The sequence below is a fragment of the Cohnella candidum genome, assembly GCF_003713065.1.
Classification (GTDB): Bacteria; Bacillota; Bacilli; order Paenibacillales; family Paenibacillaceae; genus Cohnella; species Cohnella candidum.
Genome location: NZ_CP033433.1, coordinates 712,101 through 731,095, shown reverse-complemented (window position 1 = coordinate 731,095; position 18,995 = coordinate 712,101). Strand labels below are relative to the sequence as shown.

General features: G+C 59.8%; 15 protein-coding genes. 3 read left to right on the top strand and 12 right to left on the bottom strand.

Annotated features, from left to right (window positions below):
- The first annotated feature begins 44 nt into the window (after positions 1–44).
- Both EAV92_RS03305 and ilvD read left to right on the top strand, forming a co-directional pair.
- A complete protein-coding gene (locus EAV92_RS03305; RefSeq protein WP_123039745.1) occupies positions 45–722 on the top strand; it encodes a 3'-5' exonuclease in 678 nt (225 codons plus the stop codon).
- Between the two features lie 91 nt (positions 723–813).
- Positions 814–2,502, top strand: a complete 1,689-nt coding sequence (ilvD, locus tag EAV92_RS03300) for a dihydroxy-acid dehydratase (protein ID WP_206424281.1) — start codon at positions 814–816, stop codon at positions 2,500–2,502.
- A 58-nt stretch (positions 2,503–2,560) separates the two neighbouring features.
- Here ilvD and EAV92_RS03295 read toward each other — a convergent pair whose 3' ends face one another.
- Positions 2,561–4,057 (bottom strand): polysaccharide deacetylase family protein, encoded by a 1,497-nt coding sequence (locus tag EAV92_RS03295; RefSeq protein WP_241158424.1) that lies wholly within the window; start codon positions 4,055–4,057, stop codon positions 2,561–2,563.
- A gap of 165 nt (positions 4,058–4,222) precedes the next feature.
- Here EAV92_RS03295 and EAV92_RS03290 point away from each other — a divergent pair, with 165 nt between their 5' ends.
- Complete coding sequence (locus EAV92_RS03290) at positions 4,223–5,383, top strand: AI-2E family transporter (protein ID WP_123039743.1); 1,161 nt, start codon at positions 4,223–4,225, stop codon at positions 5,381–5,383.
- Here EAV92_RS03290 and EAV92_RS03285 read toward each other — a convergent pair.
- The 11 genes from EAV92_RS03285 to EAV92_RS03235 all read right to left on the bottom strand — a co-directional run bounded on the left by EAV92_RS03285 (position 5,301) and on the right by EAV92_RS03235 (position 18,869).
- The gene (locus EAV92_RS03285; protein WP_123039742.1) at positions 5,301–7,169 is read right to left on the bottom strand and encodes a peptidoglycan D,D-transpeptidase FtsI family protein; all 1,869 of its coding nucleotides are present in this window, start codon (positions 7,167–7,169) and stop codon (positions 5,301–5,303) included. The two genes, EAV92_RS03290 and EAV92_RS03285, sit on opposite strands and share 83 nt — an antisense overlap.
- Positions 7,170–7,287: 118 nt before the next feature.
- Complete coding sequence (locus EAV92_RS03280; RefSeq protein ID WP_241158423.1) at positions 7,288–9,399, bottom strand: methyl-accepting chemotaxis protein; 2,112 nt, start codon at positions 9,397–9,399, stop codon at positions 7,288–7,290.
- A gap of 207 nt (positions 9,400–9,606) precedes the next feature.
- Positions 9,607–10,818 (bottom strand): peptidase U32 family protein, encoded by a 1,212-nt coding sequence (locus tag EAV92_RS03275; protein WP_241158422.1) that lies wholly within the window; start codon positions 10,816–10,818, stop codon positions 9,607–9,609.
- 73 nt (positions 10,819–10,891) lie between these two features.
- A complete protein-coding gene (locus EAV92_RS03270; RefSeq protein WP_123039741.1) occupies positions 10,892–11,830 on the bottom strand; it encodes a peptidase U32 family protein in 939 nt (312 codons plus the stop codon).
- Between the two features lie 113 nt (positions 11,831–11,943).
- On the bottom strand, positions 11,944–12,993 hold the full coding sequence (gene mltG / locus EAV92_RS03265; RefSeq protein WP_206424314.1) for an endolytic transglycosylase MltG: 1,050 nt from the start codon (positions 12,991–12,993) through the stop codon (positions 11,944–11,946).
- 326 nt (positions 12,994–13,319) lie between these two features.
- Positions 13,320–13,631, bottom strand: a complete 312-nt coding sequence (locus EAV92_RS03260) for a DUF1292 domain-containing protein (protein WP_241158421.1) — start codon at positions 13,629–13,631, stop codon at positions 13,320–13,322.
- A gap of 24 nt (positions 13,632–13,655) precedes the next feature.
- Positions 13,656–13,976, bottom strand: coding sequence for a DUF1292 domain-containing protein (locus EAV92_RS03255; protein ID WP_123039740.1), 321 nt, complete (start codon positions 13,974–13,976; stop codon positions 13,656–13,658).
- Between the two features lie 9 nt (positions 13,977–13,985).
- On the bottom strand, positions 13,986–14,399 hold the full coding sequence (ruvX, locus tag EAV92_RS03250; RefSeq protein ID WP_123039739.1) for a Holliday junction resolvase RuvX: 414 nt from the start codon (positions 14,397–14,399) through the stop codon (positions 13,986–13,988).
- 3 nt (positions 14,400–14,402) lie between these two features.
- Positions 14,403–14,675: an IreB family regulatory phosphoprotein gene (locus EAV92_RS03245; RefSeq protein ID WP_206424280.1), complete on the bottom strand. Its 273-nt coding sequence runs from the start codon at positions 14,673–14,675 to the stop codon at positions 14,403–14,405.
- Between the two features lie 138 nt (positions 14,676–14,813).
- The gene (gene alaS / locus EAV92_RS03240; RefSeq protein ID WP_123043541.1) at positions 14,814–17,447 is read right to left on the bottom strand and encodes an alanine--tRNA ligase; all 2,634 of its coding nucleotides are present in this window, start codon (positions 17,445–17,447) and stop codon (positions 14,814–14,816) included.
- Between the two features lie 351 nt (positions 17,448–17,798).
- Complete coding sequence (locus EAV92_RS03235; RefSeq protein ID WP_123039738.1) at positions 17,799–18,869, bottom strand: AI-2E family transporter; 1,071 nt, start codon at positions 18,867–18,869, stop codon at positions 17,799–17,801.
- Positions 18,870–18,995 lie beyond the last annotated feature (126 nt).

Genomic DNA, 18,995 nt, shown 5'->3' with positions numbered 1-18,995 from the left:
CATAGGTACGTAATTTTCTGCGGACGAATCTCGAGGTGTTTGCCGTGACCTATATCGTATACGATCTGGAAATGACGGTGCGGCGCAAACGCGGCCAAGTGGCGGAAATCATCGAAATCGGAGCGGTCAAAATCGCAGCCGAAGACGGAGTCCCCCGCGTCGAGTCCACCTACCAATCTTTCGTGAAACCCGTCATCGTCCCGCTTCTCACGCCCGATACGACAACTTTCACGGGGATTACGCAGCAGGACGTGAGCGGGGCCGGCACGCTCGCCGAAGTGGTCCGCTCCTTCGTGGAATGGATGGGTCCCGAAGAATATTTCCTTTGCGCCTGGGGACCGGACGACCAGCGGCAGCTCGTTCAGGAGTGCCGCCAGCATGGGATTCCGACCGATTGGATCGTGAATCACAACAACCTGCAAAAAATGCTGTCCAAGACGTTCAAGCTGGAAAAGCATCAGCAAATGGGTCTCAAAAACGCGCTCGAAATGTTGGAAATTCCTTTTTCGGGCTCCCACCACCGGGCGCTCGACGACGCGCGGAATACGGCCGAAATCATGCTGAAGCTGTTCGACCGGCTGCAATTCAAAAAGAACAAAATTAGCGAGGAAGCGAAAATCGAGACCGAGGTCGTCTATAAAACGGCCCATTTCGAAAACCTGCCCTTCGCCGGTTTGGCCGGGTTGTTCCCTTCCCAGGAAGGCCCTGCGGAAGAGAACTGAGATGCCGGGTGCATCTGTGCATCCGGCCGTAAATGTGATAGACTCAAAGGAATGACAATCCGTATGGAATAAGGGAAAGCGAGGAATCGAGATGGCCGCACCGAAGAAAATGAGATCGGACATGATCAAAAAAGGTTTCGACCGTGCCCCCCACCGCAGCCTGCTCCGCGCAGCCGGCGTCAAGGAAGAGGATTTCGGTAAACCGTTCATCGCCGTATGCAACTCCTACATCGACATCGTTCCCGGACATGTCCATTTGCAGGAATTCGGCAAAATCGTCAAGGAAGCGATCCGCGAAGCGGGCGGCGTACCGTTCGAATTCAACACGATCGGCGTAGACGACGGCATCGCCATGGGCCATATCGGCATGCGTTACTCGCTGGCGAGCCGCGAAATCATCGCCGACTCCGTGGAAACCGTCGTGAACGCGCATTGGTTCGACGGCATGATTTGCATCCCGAACTGCGATAAAATCACGCCCGGCATGCTGATGGCGGCCCTCCGCATCAACATCCCGACGATCGTCGTCAGCGGCGGCCCGATGAAAGCCGGCCGGACAAGCGACGGCCGCGCGATCTCGCTGACCTCGGTTTTCGAAGGCGTCGGCGCCTATATGTCCGGCAAAATCGACGAGAAAAGCCTGACCGAGCTCGAGCAGTACGGCTGCCCGACCTGCGGATCCTGCTCCGGCATGTTCACGGCCAACTCCATGAACTGCTTGTCCGAAGGACTCGGACTGGCCCTGCCCGGCAACGGAACGATCCTCGCGGTCGATCCGGAGCGCCGCGAATTCGTCAAGCGCTCCGCGCGCCAGCTGATGGAGCTCATCAAGCTGGACCTAAAACCGCGCGACATCGTGACCAAGGATTCGATCGACAACGCCTTCGCGCTCGACATGGCAATGGGCGGTTCGACGAATACCGTGCTGCATACGCTGGCCCTCGCGCACGAAGCGGACATCGAATATCCGATCGAGCGCATCAACGAAGTGGCCAAACGCGTTCCCTATCTTTCCAAACTCGCGCCGGCTTCCGACCACCACATCGAAGACCTGCATAACGCAGGCGGCGTAAGCGCCATTATCCATGAGCTGCTTAAAAAAGAAGACGCCCTGAACGGCGATGTCATGACCGTCTCCGGCAAAACGCTGCGCGAGAACGTGGAAGGCTGCGAGATCCTGGACACGAACGTCATCCGTCCGCTGGACAATCCGCACAGCAAAGAAGGCGGCCTGTCCGTCCTGTTCGGCAACCTGGCGCCGGGCGGCTCCATCATCAAGGTCGGCGCCGTGGACAAGTCCGTCGGCGGCTACCACCGCGGACCGGCAATCTGCTTCGACTCTCAGGATGAGGCGCTGGCCGGCATCGCGAACGGCAAAGTCAAGGAAGGCCATGTCGTCATCATTCGCTACGAAGGCCCCAAAGGCGGCCCCGGCATGCCGGAGATGCTCGCCCCGACCTCGCAGATCGTCGGCATGGGACTCGGCACCAAAGTCGGCCTCGTGACCGACGGCCGGTTTTCCGGCGCGTCCCGCGGCATCTCGATCGGACACGTCTCTCCGGAAGCGGCCGAAGGCGGCCCGATCGCGTTCATCCACGACGGCGACATGATCGAGCTGGACATGAACAACCGCACGATCACGCTCGAAGTGAGCGACGAAGAGCTGGCGAAACGCCGCGCGGAATGGAAAGGCTTCGAGCCGAAAATCAAACGCGGCTATCTGGCCCGTTACTCCGCGATGGTCACTAACGCAAGCAGCGGCGGTGTCATGAAAATCTAAAGTGTCGAACGGCAACAAAAAACCGAAGCCCGTTATAAGGGCTTCGGTTTTTTGCTTGTTACATCGTGCTTCCGATATGGTCTCCTCCGATCGCCGGGTCCACCGCAAGAGGCGTCGGCGCGGCCTCCGAACGGGACGCCCGCGAGGGGCGCTGTTTGCCCGTCCGTTCCTTCCAGGCCAGCAAATCTTCCCGCTCCATGATAATCTGTCTCGGCGTCAGGCGCTCTCCATGCTCCCGAAGCCGTTTGCCGCCTTCGGGGTTGATGACCGACAGCATGAATCGCAAGTACAAATGGGTCATCCACGAGAATACGCCTTTCGGCAGCTCGAACGTCTGGAATCCGAGACCCTCCGAACCGCGGTGAATGATCGAGATCCCGTACAGCGCGACGACCTTATCCCCGTGCCGGGCCGTGTCCAGCGCCCTCGCCAAATCCGGAAGCCCTCTCTCCACCTCGCGCACGAGGCGAATCGCGGTATGGACCGACGAACGCGAGTTCATGCCCATGTCGTACAGCATTTTGTTCTCGAAATGCATTTCCATCACGTAGTCGCCCGACCGCAGCCGCTTTCCGTCGCGCATCTCGACCGTCGGCCCGCTGTATTTGCGCACCCGGTAGTTAAACGAGGTCCCGTCCCCTACCGGCTGCAGGTGAAACGTGACGTGGAACAGCTTTTCCCACAGCATCCAAACGGCGACGGCCGCTTTCTTCAGCGGACCGACCTTGCGGGCCGATCTCGCCGCCTTTGAGGCCGTTTCGTTGCCTTCGGCAGTCACTCGGCTTTCACCACCCGTTGCGGATTGAGACGTCAGCGAAGCTTGGGGCAGGGAACGGCTCGCTTGGGCGTTGCGCTCGGTCAAAGCGATCATTTCATCGATGCCCACGAACCGGTAACCTTCATCGAAGCCGTCCCGCAGAATCCGTTCGAGCGCCTCGATCGTCTGGGCCGGCGCGTTCTCGTCGGCTCCGAACGTGCGCCCGCAGTCGTGCAGCACGAACACCTCGCCCGGCTTCAATTTCCGCCTCATTCTTTTATAAAGCTTCTCCGCTCCCACGCGAATCTTCCAGTCCCCGAAAATCGATGTCCACAGGACGATCTGGAGATGGCCGAGACGCCGGTAATCGAACAGGTTGACGATCCCCCACGGGGGCCGGTAATAATCCGGACGGCTTCCGGTAATTCGTTTGATGATATCGGAAGTCTTTAGAATCTGCTTTCTTACCGTCTTCGGACGCATCAGCCAGTTGGAATGGTGAACGTAGTTGTGGATTCCGATCACATGTCCTTCGGCATGGATGCGCGCGACGATGTCCGGATATTGCTCGGCATGGGAACCGACCAGGAAAAAGGTGCCCTTCGCCCCGTACCGCTTCAACAAATCCAGCAGCTGCGGCGTGTACAGCGGGTCCGGACCGTCGTCGAACGTCAAGGCGATTTCACGATCCGTCTTGCCCCGCATGAAGACGCGAAAACCGAAAATCCGGCTGATGAGAGCCGGAAGCAAAGCGTAAAACGTCATGAAATAAAAACCGATCCAAAGAATGTATTCCAATGCCTTCCCCACCATCTTGTAGACAATGTATGCGCGAGCGGTTCGTGCCTAAGTCCTATTTTATCATACCTCCCGCCGATTGGGACGCAGGGCCCGCCATCTTTTTTATTGCGAGCAAAACTGGTATCATTTTCTTGATCTCTACATGGACAAGGAGAATGGCTCATGCTTCCGTTATACAAGAAATATTGGCGGACCGCGTTCGATCTCGCCGTCATCGCGTTTACGGTGTGGATCACGATGTTCGCCTTCAGCTACTTGTACAAAATCGCCACGCCCGTTTTCCTATCCTTCCTCATCTTCCTGTGCATCGAACCGCTCGCCAAACGGCTGAACCGGTGGGGACTCAAAAAATCGATTGCGACGGGGATCAGCATGCTGCTGTTCATGCTCGTCGTATTGAGCATCTTGGCCGGATTGGGCTATATTTTCTATTCCGAAATCAAACAATTGGCAGCATCCCTGCCGGATTATCAGAAGCTGCTCACGCAGCATGCGGGCGACATCACGGCCGAATGGCAGGCCAAGTTCAACTCGCTTCCTCCCGATTGGGTGAAGCAGATCAGCGCCGCTTTCTCCAAAGTGACGGAATGGGGCAGCAAACTGGCCAAGTTCCTGCTCGATTGGCTGATCAACTCGACCATGTCGATCTCCACGTTCGTCTTCAATTTTTCCATCGCCCTGATTTTGGCTTACTTCCTGAGTCTCGAAATCGAAACCTGGAAAAGGCTCGGCGGCGAGCGTTCGCCGAAAACGCTGAAGGCGGCGTTCGCTTTCCTCCGCGAGCACGTGTTCAGGGGCATCGGGGCCTACCTCAAATCGCAAGGCATTCTGATCAGCATTACGTTCGCGGTCATTTTCATCGCATTGCTCGCGCTTCAGGTGCCCAACGCGTTCGCCGTGGCGCTTCTCGCCGGCATTTTCGACATCCTGCCGCTGCTCGGCGTCCAGACGCTGTTCATCCCTTGGATCATTTATCTGTTCATCGTCGGCGACAATTCGCTCGCGCTGTGGCTGACGGGATTGCTCGTCGTCGTCAATACGACCCGGCAAATTCTCGAGCCCCGCATCACCGGCCAGACGGTCGGCGTCTCCGCCTTCACGATGCTCGCCTTCGCGATGGTGTCGATGTCCTTGTTCGGCGTCGCGGGTTTGATTTTGGCCCCGATTCTGATGATTTTGCTGAAAGCCTTGTATGACGAAGGCTATTTCCACCGCTGGATCCGGCTGCCGCGGGAGGAGTTCACCGTGCACCCGTTCGAGCCGCATTCGGACGACCCGCAGGAGGGCCGGCCGGAAGATCCGAACGCCGCAGCCGCTCCATAATATCGCCGAACACGGCGGCCGCACGGTTTCTGAGCCCGGAAGGCTGGTTTTCGATCAATACGGCGACCGCGTAACGCGGTGCGCCCGTCGCAGGCCCGTAACCCACGAACCAGTGGTCGTTACGGGCTTTCGCTTTTCCCGCGAGCTCCGCCGTCCCGGATTTGCCCGCGAGCGGCCATCCGGACTCCGCCAGCGCTGCCCGTGCCGTTCCTTCGGTCACGACGGCCCGCATGGCTTTCAGGACGGCCGCCGCCGTTTCGGGCCGGATCGCGCCGTACTTGGACGGCGAGGATTGCGGAGCCAGCTTGGCCATCGCCCCCCCGTCCGCGTACCGGATTTCCGATACGAGGCGAGGGGCGGAGACGCGGCCGCCGTGCAGCAGCGTGACGACGAGGTTGGCCGCCTGCAGCGGCGTCACGCGCACGTCCCGCTGCCCGATTCCGGTGCCGGTGCGAACGCCTCCGTCTTGCGCGGCCTGCTTGCTCGGAAAGATCGTGCCCGCCTCTTCCTCCTCCAGCAGGCGCAGCGGGCCGCCGTCGACGAACGCGTCCGCGTGCCAGCCGACCCTCCGTCCCAGACCGAGCCGTTCCCCGGTAATCTGGATCCAAGCCGGATCCATCGTTTCCGCCAACTCCGCGAACGCAACGTTGCAGGACTCGGCAAAGGCCTCCTCCAGCGTCAGCTTTCCGTGACCCTCATGCCGCCAGCACTTCAGTCCGTAACGCCCATACGTTCCGTTGCAATGGAATTCCGAATCCATGTCCGCCGTCCCCGACTCCAGCGCAGCCGCCAGCGTCACGGCCTTGAAAACGGAACCGGGAGGAAACGCCGTGATCGCGTGATTGCGTTCATCCGTCCCGGGAGTGCCGATAAGATACGGATCTATTAGCGGACGCGAGACCATCGCGAGCACGTCGGCGTTTCGCGCGTCCAGCACGACCGCCGCGCCTTCCTTGACTCCGGCGGCGGATAAGGCGTCCTCCGCCGCCCGCTGAATCTCCAGATCGAGCGTTGTCGTCACCTGCAGCGGAAAATGCGGGTTGCTCGGCGCGTTCGTCCGCAGACCCAGTCCGGCAAGGGGGCGCCTGCCGGCGTCGGTGATTTGGCTCACGACGGTCGCTCCTACGCCATGGAGGAAGCGGTCGAGCGATTTCTCCAAGCCGGAGCCGCCAAGGGGCTCCGTGTTTTTCCATTCGCGCGATTCCAGCTTGCCGGCGTAGAGAGCCGTCAGCCTGGAAGGGTCCTGGGAGAGGAATCCCAAGGCATGGAGAGAAGGCCGGTCGCCCGGGTAACGGACACGGACGGGAAGCACGGAGACGCCCAGGAGGCCGGAACGCCGGACGGCGGCGGCTTGCCGATCCGATAGGGCCGCGACCCGCCCGGATTGCGGCGTTCGCCAGGCTTCCGGTTCCTTCAGCTGCCTGAGCCAGCTTTCCAACCGTTCACGGGTCGTACCTAGCGTTTCCGCCACCGTTCGAAGCGATTCCTCGGAACCGCGGGGCATTCCGTAGTCCGGAAAAGCGACGAGACCGTTCACGGGCACGCCGGTCAGCGGCCGGCCATGGCGATCCCGGAACTGCCCCCTCCCCGGATCCACGATAAAGGATTGCGATCGCTGGGACACCGATTGCCGGGCAACGGCGGGAATGTCCGTTTGGCGGACTCCCTTCCCCGATCCGGCACCCCATCCTGCCTGCATCCAGGCCAAGCGCACGGCGATCAGGCAGAAGCCCGCCGTCAGCAGCAGCAGGATATGGATCATTCTCCGTTTTCCTTGTTCGTTCAACGCATATCCCTCCGAGTAGACCCTCTCTTCCTATTGTTTCCTTCTTCTCCATCGCGCTAACCGCGCACGAAAAAGCCGCTCCGGAAAACCGGAGCGGCCGTTAATTTAGGGGGATGGATTAAGCCACCGTAAATCTCGAAAGCGAGTCGCGGAGCTGGTTGGACACCGTCTCCAAACGGTTCGACAGCTGCACGAGGCCGTCGCTGATGCCGAGCTGCTCGTTGCTGAGCGACGCGACTTCTTCGGACGTCGCCGAAGCTTGCTGCGCGACCGCGCTGACGTTGGTCATCGCGAGCGTCAGCGTCGATTGCGCTTCCTCGAGGTGGCGTACGGATTCGGTCGCCGAATCCAGGCGGTTGACGAAGCCGTTCATGTTCTCCTGAACCGTCACGAAAATTTGGTTTGCTTCGCGGACGGAATCGATCTGCTCTTGGAAAATCGGGTACGCCTCTGACAGGACGGACACCGTTTCGTCGATTTCGCGCTGGATCGTTTCCACGATCTCTCCTACGACGCCGATCGACTGGCGGGACTGGTCGGCCAGCTTGCGGATTTCGTCCGCGACGACCATGAAGCCTTTGCCTGCCGTACCTGCGCGAGCCGCTTCGATCGTGGCGTTGAGCGACAGAATGTTCGTCTGCTTGGACACGTTGCCGAGCACGTCGAGGATTTTGCGAATGGAACGGGTGCTGTCCTTCAGCTTGTCGACCTTCTCTACCATGGAGCGGGTCATTTCCTCGGTTTGGCCGGTTTTCCGGATCAGCGTGCCCATATAGTCGGAGCCTTTGCGGCTCGCTTCCTCGACTTCGCCGGCGGCTTGTCCCATCTCCGAGTTCGAATGGATGACGGACTGCACCTGCTCGCCGATCTGCGAAGTCAGGTCGCTTCCCTTCTCCGATTCGACGGCAAGGTTCGTCGCCCCGCTCGCGATCTCTTCCGTGGCGACCGCGATTTCCTTCGCGGCCCCCGCCGTTTTGCGGGAGGCTTCCGTCAGCGAGGAAGCCGTCTCCAGCACCTCCAGAGCCGACTGGTTCGTCTTCCGCACCAGGCCGGTGATCTCTTCCATCATGCGGTTAAAGCTGACGGCTACTTGGCCGATTTCATCCTTTTGTCGGATGCTGGAGCGAACGGTCAGGTTGCCCTTCTCGCCTTCGTTCATCAGCGTGCGGAGCTGCGCAAGCGGACGGCCGACGGTCAGCATGACGAGCAAGCCGATAGCCGCAGCGATGATGATCGCCACCACCGACATGATCAAAGTCAGATTGCGGATTTGCTTCGCGTCTTTCACCAGCTCGGATACCGGGATGTTGCCGATCAAGAGCCAGCCGTTCGTCGCGATCGTGCCCTTGGAGGACAGGGTGCTTACGCCTCCGATGTTGAGCGTTTCCGAGCCATCCGGGATTTTGCTTTCGTACTTCGTGCCCACTTTGCGGTCATCCGGGCCGTACGCGATCGTGCCGTCCGGGGAAAGAACGTAGGCGGAGCCTCCTTCGCCGAACTTCACGCTCTTCATCTCTTCGGCGAGGGCTTTGCTCTTGATCTCGAGCAGCAGGATATGCGGCTTACCTTGGTTCAAATACCGGCCGACGGCAAAAGTAGGAGAGATATGGGAGCCGTCCATCCCTTTGGGAAGCATCGGAACCCAGACCGCTTTTCCGTTGCCCTTCTTGATATCTTCAAGATACTTGTTCTGCAGGAGCGCTTCTTTATTCAGCGAGCTGCCGCTCGTGATCAGCTGTTCTTGCGGATCGTCGGCGGCGATGAGGGAGACGGAGTCCAGCGTGGAATCGGACATCGCCACCCGGCTCAGCTTTTCGGACAACTGGCGCGCGGTGTCGAACTTCTCGAAATCGTCCGTGCTGACGCCAAGCGTGTTGAGAAGGCTCATGAATTCGTTGTCCGTGATGAAGGAGAGAGACTCCCGTTCGTAACCGGCCAGCATCAGGCTCATCTTGCCCGCGGTCTGCTCGGCGGTCTGGGCGCTGGCGTCCGCGACTTTGGACTTGATGATGGAGCTGGATTTGTTATACGAGAACAACCCGAGCAGCAGGACGCAGACGAGGATGCTGCTGATGATCAGCAGGAACAGCTTCATGCCCACGGAACGGATCGGATTTTCGATCTTCGTTTCCTTCAACTGCTCCCCGACTTTGTGGCCCAAGCCGCTGACAGCTTTGATTCCTTTCCTCCATTGAAACGCTTCCAACATGTCACGCCACGTTTTTTTCATTGGCTGTATACCCCTCCGGCTTAAAATGTGACGAAGAAACTCGGTAAAGACAAAAAAACTGCCGATTTACCGATAATCTCACGATGCCGTTACGGCTTCTGTGGTGACTATCAGTGTAAATTCGACAGTTTATCTTAAAATCCTTTAATGTTGAATGTATTTTTTTCCGATCTCGGAATTTAAATCCTGAGCCTGATCCGGCGCGTTTTAACCGGTGCGTTTGCGCATCAGGTCAAGGGGCGATACCGGCTCGTTCACGCGCAGCTTGATCGTTTGCAGCGGGTGACGGGCAACGTCCAGACGGTTTCCTTCCGCGTCCGTCATATCTCCGATTTCCTGCTTGAAGTGCCGGCCACCCGGCCCGATGAACTCCACTTGCATGCCGGGACGGAAAGGGCTCCGCTGCTGCACCGTGGCGATGCCGGAAGCGGCGTCGTAATCCGTCACGACCGCGGCGAAGTCGTAAGGAGCGGGTTTCTCCTCCGGCTCGTAGATGTGCTCTGTCGCCCCGGGAGTGCCGTAGAAGAACCCGGTGTTGAGCGGCCGGTTGGCGGCTTTGCCGATCTCCTCCACCCACTCCTTGCGAAGCGTATAGCCGTCAGGATCGGCGAAGTAGGCGTCGATCGCCTGACGGTACGCGTTGACGACGGAAGCGACGTAGTGGACGCTCTTCATCCGTCCTTCGATTTTAAAGCTGTCCACGCCCGCTTCGATCAGGTCGGGCAGATGCTCGATCATGCACAGGTCCTTCGAGCTCATCGTGAACAGGTTTTGTCCCGGTTCGGACACGGACTGATCGTCCGCGTGAAGGTCGTATTTCCACCGGCAGGATTGGCAGCAGCCCCCGCGGTTCGAGTCCCGGTCCGTAAAATGGTTGGAAAGCACGCATCGGCCCGACACCGAGGAGCACATCGCTCCGTGGATGAACACTTCAAGCTCGATGTCGACGCGCGATTTCATTTCGCGGATTTCGGCCATCGTCGCTTCGCGGGCCAGCACGACGCGGGGAAGCCCTTCTTGCTTCCAAAATTGCACCGCCTGCCAGTTCATCGTGGATTGCTGCGTGCTCAAGTGGACTTCAAGGCGCGGCGCGACTTTTTGGGCGGTCTCCACGATCGCCGGATCGGCCGTAATGATGGCGGCGATCCCGGCGTCCTCGATCTCGCGCAGGTAGTCCGCGATGCCCGGGAGATCTTCCTGGTGGGCGAAAATGTTGGTCGCCACGAATACTTTCGCGCCGTAGCGGGAAGCGAACTCCACGCCTTGGCGCATCTGGTCGATGCTGAAGTTGTCCGCATTCGAACGCAGACCGTATTTCTGGCCTCCGATATATACGGCATCCGCCCCGTAGTGGACGGCGAATTTCAGCTTTTCCAGGCTGCCTGCCGGCGCCAGAAGCTCCGGCTTGGCCAACCTCACTCTATGGCCTCCTTGAAGAGGCGCTTGCTGCAATAGGGTCAATTTCGGTCCCTCCTTGAACTTGCTTAGTTGCTCAATAAACTTGTTCCTTGTACATGAAGCCGAATCCGAGTTCACGCTCGGGATCCTGCAACTCCCGGATGGCGTCGAGCCATGCCGGATCCTCCGAGTAGCCGGCCGGATCCGCAGCCCAACGGTCCAATGCGGCGCGGTAGCTCTTCAACACGGTGACGTTGTAGGCTTCGGACTTGAGAAGAGGCTCGACGTAAAGACTGTGCACGCCGGCTTCGAACAGCTCGGGCAGCGCCTCGAGCAGGCATATGTCGTCCGGGCTCATGACATGGGTGCCCGATTCGTCCTCGTACACGGGAAAACGCTCGTTCGGACGCTCGGTTTCCACGAGATACAGCCCTTTATCCGGCCCCCGGTCAAGCAAAGAAGCTTCGCGGCCCAGATGCTCCATGTAGCTTTGGAGCAAGTTGCGATGCGAATGGTAGATGTTCGTCATCCCGTGCACCTGCACCTGGATTTCGAGCTCCGTTTCGCGTTTGAATGCGGCGATTTCTTCCCCGTTCAGCTCGCGCGCCAGCACGGCGCGGACCGCTCCCCTGCGGCCCCAATAGTTGGCGGCCGCCGAGTTCGTGCCGGTCATCTCCGCGTTCCAGTGCAAGGGTAAGCCGGGGGCGTGCTCCCGGACGTTCAGGAGTACCGCCGGGTCTCCGAAAACGATCGCATCCGCTTGGGCCGCGGCGACCGTGCGGATATAATCGGGCAGAGCCGCAAGCTCGTCATTGCGGAACAATTTGTTCATGTTGACGTAAGCCTTGGCCCCGAGCGCATTCACGCGGGCGACGGCATCCGCCAGCTCCCCGGCGGGAATGGTTCCCGGCTGCCGCATGCCGAATCTCGGTTCCCCGATCAGCACCGCGTCGGCTCCGGCTTGAATATAACGTTCCGCTTGCGCGGCCGACCCGGCCGCGATGAGCAGCTCGGATTTGGCGACGGAAGACATGGTCTGGCACCTCCGATAAATCCGCGACCCGGCACCCGCCCGCCGGCCCGGCGAAGCAGGCGGCAGGCAGCGGTGGTGCCGGGTCGGGGCGCGCCTCTGGGCGCGCTGACTGGTTACTTTTTGACGTTGCGGTTGCTAAGCTCGATGTTCTTCTGATGCTGCTTGTACGTGACGGCGAACAAATGCCCGTTCGTTCCGTCCTTCTTGGTCACGTAGTAATAGTAATCGGTTTGGTCCGGGTAAAGCGCGGCTTCGATCGACTTCAGGCTCGGATTGGCGATCGGTCCAGGAGGCAGCCCCGGGTGCAAATACGTATTGTAAGGACTGTCGACTTTCAGGTCCTCTTCCGTCAGCTTTTCCTTTTGCTTGTCCAGCAAGTACTGGATGGTGGCGTCGATCTGAAGCGGCATCTTCTTCTTCAGCCGGTTCGCGATAACGCTGGAAACGATCGGGCGCTCCTTGTCGACGACGACTTCCCGTTCGATGAGGGAAGCGATCGTCAGCAGCTGGTGCAGCGTCAATCCGCGATCCTGCATCGTCGTCTGCCAATCTTCCGGCAGCTGGTTGAGCTTCTTGTCCAGCTCGGACAGCATCCGGTTGATGACGTCGGCTTCCGTGCTGCCCGACCGCATCTCGTACGTCTCCGGGAAGAGGTATCCTTCCAGCGGATAACGGAGGTTCCCGTCGGACGGAATTTGCGCGGCCCAGGTCGAGCCCGTCCAAACCGATGGATTGGCGGCCGCCTGCAGGAACGCGTCTTTCTTGACTTGCCCCGCCTGCGAGAGCCGATCGGCCATCTGCTGGATCGTGAAGCCTTCGGGAATGGTAAACCGGAACGTCGCCGCCGCCACGATCTCTCCGTTGTTCAGCTTGGCGACGATTTCGTCGCGCGACATGCCCGGTGTCAGCTCGTACACGCCGGCCTGAAACCTCGCGCCTTCGCCTTTCAGCTTCAGCCAGCCTCCGAAGAGCTTGGCGTTGCGGATGAGTCCGTTGGCTTCGAGCACCTCCGCCACTTTCTGCGCCCGCATCCCCTTATCGATCGTTACGCGGACGGGAGCCGCGGACGCGGGCGGGCGCAAGCCGTTCCACACATACAGAAGGGCTCCCCCTGCGACGATCAGGACCAAGCCGAGCGCGATCAAAAAAGACCATAATAACACGCGGGGTTTGCGCCGCGGCGCGTAATGGGCGTTGTGCGGTTCTTCCGGCTGCGGTCCGGTCCCGGCCGCGGCGGAACGTGCCGAACGGCCGCCCGTTATTTCCGAAGGTCCCGGGCTTTTATCGAGCTCCGACGAAGAGGTTCCCGCCTCGTCTTCGGCGTTCGTGCGATTGTCTAGGGAATCTTCGCCGTAGAAGGATTTCCATCCTTGCGGCTTCGATCCGTCTTCTCTTTCCACGTCTTTTCCCCCTACGGATGGATCCGGACGATTCCGGATGGATGAGAACGTTCAAAAAGAGCGGTTGCCCGCTCTTCATTGTACACGATTCAGGGACGTTCGTCGCTGCCGAACTGCAAATCGTCATAGGCTTCGGCGGCAAGCTCCCATTCTTCATCGTCCTCTACCGTCTCCAGCACGGGGTTTCCTTCCCCGTCCGAGACGACCCGAAACACCTCGATCTCGCCTTCCTTGCGCATGGACTCCGATTGGAGCACCGCGTACCGGCGGCCCCCCACGTCCAGCTCGGCGAGAATCCGGTAGGCTTCCGCCCCGCCTCCGCCGCCTTCCAGTTCCACGAAGTTCCCGAAGGCTTGCTTCAGCGACGGCGGAGCGGTCCGTCCGTTACCTTCCTGCGTCAATGCCGTCCTACCTCCTGGTCCGGATCAGCCTTTGCCGTTCGCGTCTTCCTCGGCGGCTCCGAATTCGCTCATCAACGTGTTGAACGTTTCTTCGACGATCTCCCATTCTTCCTGCTCTTCGATGGGATACAGCTTGATCTCTTCGTTTTCTTCCTCGTAGCGGAAAGCGAACACTTCCTGCTCTTCGTCCGCGTCCTCTTCCGCCGGCACGACCATCAGGTATTTGCGGTCCGTGCCATCATCCAATTCGAAACGCATGATGACCTCGAAGGCTTCTTCGTTGCCTTCGTCGTCCGGAATGTAGATGATTTCCGCCTCTTCTTGCCCGTTTATTTCGTCAGCCATCTCGATCCCTCATTTCCCTCGAAAGTCCAAATAATTTTGCAGCAGCAGGGCCGCCGCCATTTTGTCCACTACCTGCTTTCGCTTGCGGCGGCTGACGTCGGCTTCCAGCAGCGTTCGCGTCGCCGCGACCGTCGTCAACCGTTCATCCCAAAGATGGACAGGCAAGGATAAGTTTTGCCTTAATTCCTCCGCGAATGCCATGCAAATTTCGCCACGCGGACCGACGGTTCCGTTCATGTTCTTCGGGAGGCCGACCACGATCGACTCTACCTCGTGTTCCTTCACCAGCTCGGCGATGCGCTTGAAGTCGTCGCCTTCCTTCTTGCGCTCGATCATCTCTAGGCCTTGCGCCGTCCACCCGAACGCGTCGCTCAGCGCCACCCCGATGCGCCTGTCGCCGTAATCCAAACCGAGAATTCGCATGCCTTACCGGTGCTGGAGGTAGAAACGGACGAGTTCCTCGATCAGTTCGTCCCGTTCTTTTTTCCGGATCAGGCTTCTCGCGTTGTTATGGCGGGGAATGTAGGCCGGATCCCCGGAGAGAAGGTAACCGACGATTTGGTTGATGGGGTGGTATTCCTTCTCCACTAAGGCATCGTGCACCTGAAGCAGGATGTCCCGGGAGGACAATTCCTGCGGATCGGCGACGACATCGAACTGAACCGTCTTGTCCATATGGTTTTTGTCCGCCATGCTCATCTCCGGCACCTCGCTTTCGAAATCCTGCCAATCTGTCTATTCAACATCATAACACATTCGATCGCGGACAGGAAATTCGTGGCGGAGCGAAACTTTTGGCGAACGCGGGGAAGTTTCGTCGAAACCTCCCCCGTCCGGTTATTTGCCCAGTTGGGCGAGAACGAGCCGTTCCGCGGCTTCCAGCGCTTCGCCGAGCTTGGCGGGGTCCTTGCCTCCGGCTTGCGCGAGCTCCGGCTTGCCGCCGCCGCCCCCACCGCAAATCGCCGAGATCTCTTTGACCAGCTTGCCGGCATGCAGCCCTTGGGCCGTCAAATCCGGCGTCACCGCGGCGACCAGGTTCACCTTGTCGCCGTCGACGGAACCGAGCGCGAGCACCGCGGAACCGAGCTTCGCCTTCAATTCGTCGGCGACGTTGCGCAGGGCGTCCATGCCGGCCGCGTTGACGCGGGCCGCGAGCAGGGTGACGCCGCCGACCGTTTTGGCTTTGCCGGCCAAGTCGGCGGCTTCGAGCCGGCCGAGCTTGCCTTGCAGCGATTCCACCTCGCGCTGCAGCTGGCGGACTTCCGCCTGCACGCCTTCCACGCGTTTCGGCACGTCCGCGGCATGGCTCTTCAGGAGCGCGGCCGCCTGCTTCAGCGTGCCGAACTGTTCGTCCAGATACGCGTAAGCGTGGCGTCCGGTCAGCGCTTCGATCCGGCGGACGCCGGAGCCGATGCCGCTCTCGCTGACGAGCTTGAACAGCCCGATCTGCGCCGTGTTCCGGACGTGGCAGCCGCCGCAAAGCTCAAGGGAGTAATCGCCGACGCGAACGACGCGCACGATGTCCCCATACTTCTCGCCGAACAGCGCCATCGCGCCCATTTCTTTCGCTTCCGCGATCGGACGCAGGCTGATGTCGACGTCCGTGCCGAGCCAAATTTGCTCGTTCACGCGGCGTTCGACGTCCGCCAGCTCCTCCGGCGTGATCGCGCCGAAATGGCTGAAGTCGAAGCGCAGGCGTTCCGGCTCCACGAGCGAACCGGCTTGGTTGACGTGTTCGCCGAGCACCTCTTTGAGCGCTTTATGCAGCAGGTGGGTCGCGGTATGGTTGCGGATGATGTCCGCGCGCTCCGCCGCTTCCACAGCGGCGGTAACCGCATCGCCGACCTTCAGGGACCCGGCCGTCACGACGACGTGATGCACGTGCTGTCCGCGGGGCGCTTTACTCATGCCGACGACGTTCGCGGTAAACCCGCTGCCTGTCAGCGTGCCGCGGTCGCTGACTTGTCCGCCGCTTTCCGCGTAGAACGGCGTGCGGTCCAGTACGACGAGAACCGTCTCGTCGTCACCGGCCGCGTCGACGAACTTGTCATCCGCGACGATGGCGAGGACGCGCGCATCCGCGGTCAGCGTCTCGTAACCGACGAATTCGCTCGCCTCCGCATAATCGGACAGGGCGCCGCCCTGGACTTTCATGCTTTCCGTCTCTTGGCGGGCGGAACGGGCGCGCACCCGCTGCTCTTCCATGGCCGCATCGAAGCCTTCGCGGTCGACGGCGAGGCCATGCTCCGTCGCGTAGTCTTCGGTCAGGTCGAGCGGGAAGCCGTACGTGTCGTACAGCTTGAAGGCGGCCTCTCCCGCGATGACGGTTTCGCCGCGTTCTTTGGCGCCTTCCACCAAGCCCGATAGAATCTCCAGACCCGCGCTGAGCGTTTTATGGAACTGCTCTTCCTCGTTGCGGATGACTTTCTCGATGAACTCGCGCTTCTCGACGACTTCCTTATAGTAGCTGCCCATGATCTCTCCGACGGTCGCGACGAGCTCCCACAGGAACGGACGGTCGATGCCGAGCACCTTGCCGTAGCGAACCGCGCGGCGCAGCAAGCGCCGGATGACGTAACCGCGTCCTTCGTTGGACGGAAGCACGCCGTCGCCGACTGCGAACGTGACGGTGCGGATGTGGTCGGCGATGACCTTCAGCGCCACGTCGGTCGTTTCGCTGTTCTTGTACTTCACGCCCGCCATGGCCGACGTTTTCTCGATGATCGGCAGGAACAGGTCGGTGTCGAAGTTGGAGTCGACGTCCTGCAAAATCGATGCGAAACGTTCGAGCCCCGCGCCCGTATCGATGTTTTTGTTCGGAAGGGGCGTATAGCTGCCGTCCTTGTTATGGTTGAACTGCGAGAACACGTTGTTCCAAACTTCCAGGAACCGCTCGTTCTCCCCGCCCGGCCAGCATTCCGGATCGTTCAGGTCGCCGTACTTGTCCCCGCGGTCGTAGAAAATTTCGGTGCAGGGACCGCAAGGGCCCTCGCCGATATCCCAGAAGTTGTCGTCGCCCAGCTTATAGATCCGTTCGGCCGGGAGGCCGATTTTCTCGTTCCACAGCTTGAAGGCTTCTTCGTCGTCTTTGTGCACGGTGACCGAAATGCGGTCCGGCTCGAACCCGATCCATTGCGGGCTCGTCAGGAATTCCCAAGCCCAGGTGATCGCTTCTTCTTTGAAGTAATCGCCGATGCTGAAGTTGCCGAGCATCTCGAAAAACGTATGGTGGCGGCGCGTTTTGCCCACGTTTTCGATGTCGTTCGTGCGGATGCACTTCTGCGAGTTGGCGATTCTCGGGTTTTCCGGCTTCACGCGTCCGTCGAAGTACGGCTTCAGCGGCGCCATGCCCGCGTTGATCCACAGCAGGGACGGATCGTTGTGCGGAACGAGCGAAGCGCTCGGTTCGATGTGATGCCCTTTGCTTGCGAAAAATTCGAGCCATTTGGAACGGATTTCGGCGGATTTCATCGGTTTCATCAATCAGGTCCTCCTTCAATTGGGGGCAAAAAAATAAAAAACGCCCCTGACGTATCAGGGACGAATGTCTTCGCGGTACCACCCTGGTTATCGAGCCGCAAGCGGAACTTGGGCGCAATCTCCTTGTGCGGGCGATAACGGGCCCTGCCGGCGGCTTTGCGGCCGCGCTCCGAAACCGGCTTCCCCCGTCCTTCGCGCCGAAGGTTCTCACAGCCGCGCGCCCCTCTGCGGAGCGACGCGGAACCTTCTCTCTGATTCGCGGTCTACGGCGTACTCATGTTTCGTCGACGCTTTATGCATGTACAATTCAAAAATGATTATAGCGATCCGATTTCCCCGCTGTCAAACGGTTTTTCGCTTGATGTAGTAGGCGAAAACGTGTTGGGCGATCACCTTCAGGGCCGCATAGACGGGCACGGCGAGAATAAGCCCCACCACCCCTGCCAATTCTCCGCCCACGAGCAGCACGAAAATAATGGTCAGCGGGTGCATGTGCATCGTCCGTCCGACCACCTGCGGGCTGATGACGTTGCTTTCCATCGTTTGGCACACCGTATTGACGATCACCACGAGAAGCACCATTTTCCAAGAAATCGTAGAAGCGACGATCAACGCCGGGAACGCGCCCAGGAACGGGCCCAAATACGGTATGATGTCGAACAGCGCGACGAACCCGGCCATCAGGAGCGGATAGGGCAGGCCGATGAGCAAATATCCGATGTAGGCCAGTATCCCGATGCAGAAGGAGACGATGAATTGGCCCCGGATGTAGCTGCCGAGTGCCGCGTCGATCTCCTTCATGAGCCGGATCGCGTGCTTGCGGCTGTTCCGCGGTACGAATTCAAGCGCCGCTTTTTCGAACAGATCCATGTCCTTCATCATGTAAAACGCCAGGAAAGGCACGATCATCGCGAGGAACACGGCGTTGACGACGGCGCCCAAATTGCCCAAGAAATCGGAAACGGCGTCGGAGAGCCGCTTCTCGAACCCGGACACGGCGCCGTTAATCCCGTCCCGGATGCTGTCCGGCATAACGACGTGACGGTTCCAATGGTCCGCCAGCGACTCGGCGCGCATGGACAACTCGGGCATATGCTCGTTCAATTCCTCGACCTGGTCGATGAACATCGGAATGACGTTAACGAGAACGACGGCCGCGCAGGCGACGAAGACCGCATAGATCAACAGAACCGCCGCCGTCCGCGGCACCTTCCGGTCATGCAGCAGATTGACGATCGGATTCAGGACGTAAGAGATCACCAAAGCGATCAGGAAAGGCGTCAGTACGGCTTTGAAAAAACCGTACACCGACCACAGCATCGGCCGGACAAGAACCAGCAAATATAACGCGGTCAAGCCCAGGATGACGTAAACCATTGCGGCGAATAGGCGACTTTGGGCAAACCGGTTCATCTCCCCCACCCCCGGGACAAGCGCTCTTTTCCAGTATATGTACTTGAGGCCTCCCTTAACCCCCTAACCCCCCGCAACGAAAACAACCCGGCTCCTCTCTTTCGAGAAAAGCCGGGTCTCTCAGTA

What these genes read in the sequence shown, in the direction of transcription:
- EAV92_RS03255 (WP_123039740.1), bottom strand. Translation starts at nt 13,976, where the DNA reads ATGGCTGACGAAATAAACGGGCAAGAAGAGGCGGAAATCATCTACATT.
- alaS (WP_123043541.1), bottom strand. Translation starts at nt 17,447, where the DNA reads ATGAAATCCGCCGAAATCCGTTCCAAATGGCTCGAATTTTTCGCAAGC.
- ilvD (WP_206424281.1), top strand. Translation starts at nt 814, where the DNA reads ATGGCCGCACCGAAGAAAATGAGATCGGACATGATCAAAAAAGGTTTC.
- EAV92_RS03290 (WP_123039743.1), top strand. Translation starts at nt 4,223, where the DNA reads ATGCTTCCGTTATACAAGAAATATTGGCGGACCGCGTTCGATCTCGCC.
- EAV92_RS03280 (WP_241158423.1), bottom strand. Translation starts at nt 9,399, where the DNA reads ATGAAAAAAACGTGGCGTGACATGTTGGAAGCGTTTCAATGGAGGAAA.
- EAV92_RS03245 (WP_206424280.1), bottom strand. Translation starts at nt 14,675, where the DNA reads ATGAGCATGGCGGACAAAAACCATATGGACAAGACGGTTCAGTTCGAT.
- ruvX (WP_123039739.1), bottom strand. Translation starts at nt 14,399, where the DNA reads ATGCGAATTCTCGGTTTGGATTACGGCGACAGGCGCATCGGGGTGGCG.
- EAV92_RS03270 (WP_123039741.1), bottom strand. Translation starts at nt 11,830, where the DNA reads ATGTCTTCCGTCGCCAAATCCGAGCTGCTCATCGCGGCCGGGTCGGCC.
- EAV92_RS03235 (WP_123039738.1), bottom strand. Translation starts at nt 18,869, where the DNA reads ATGAACCGGTTTGCCCAAAGTCGCCTATTCGCCGCAATGGTTTACGTC.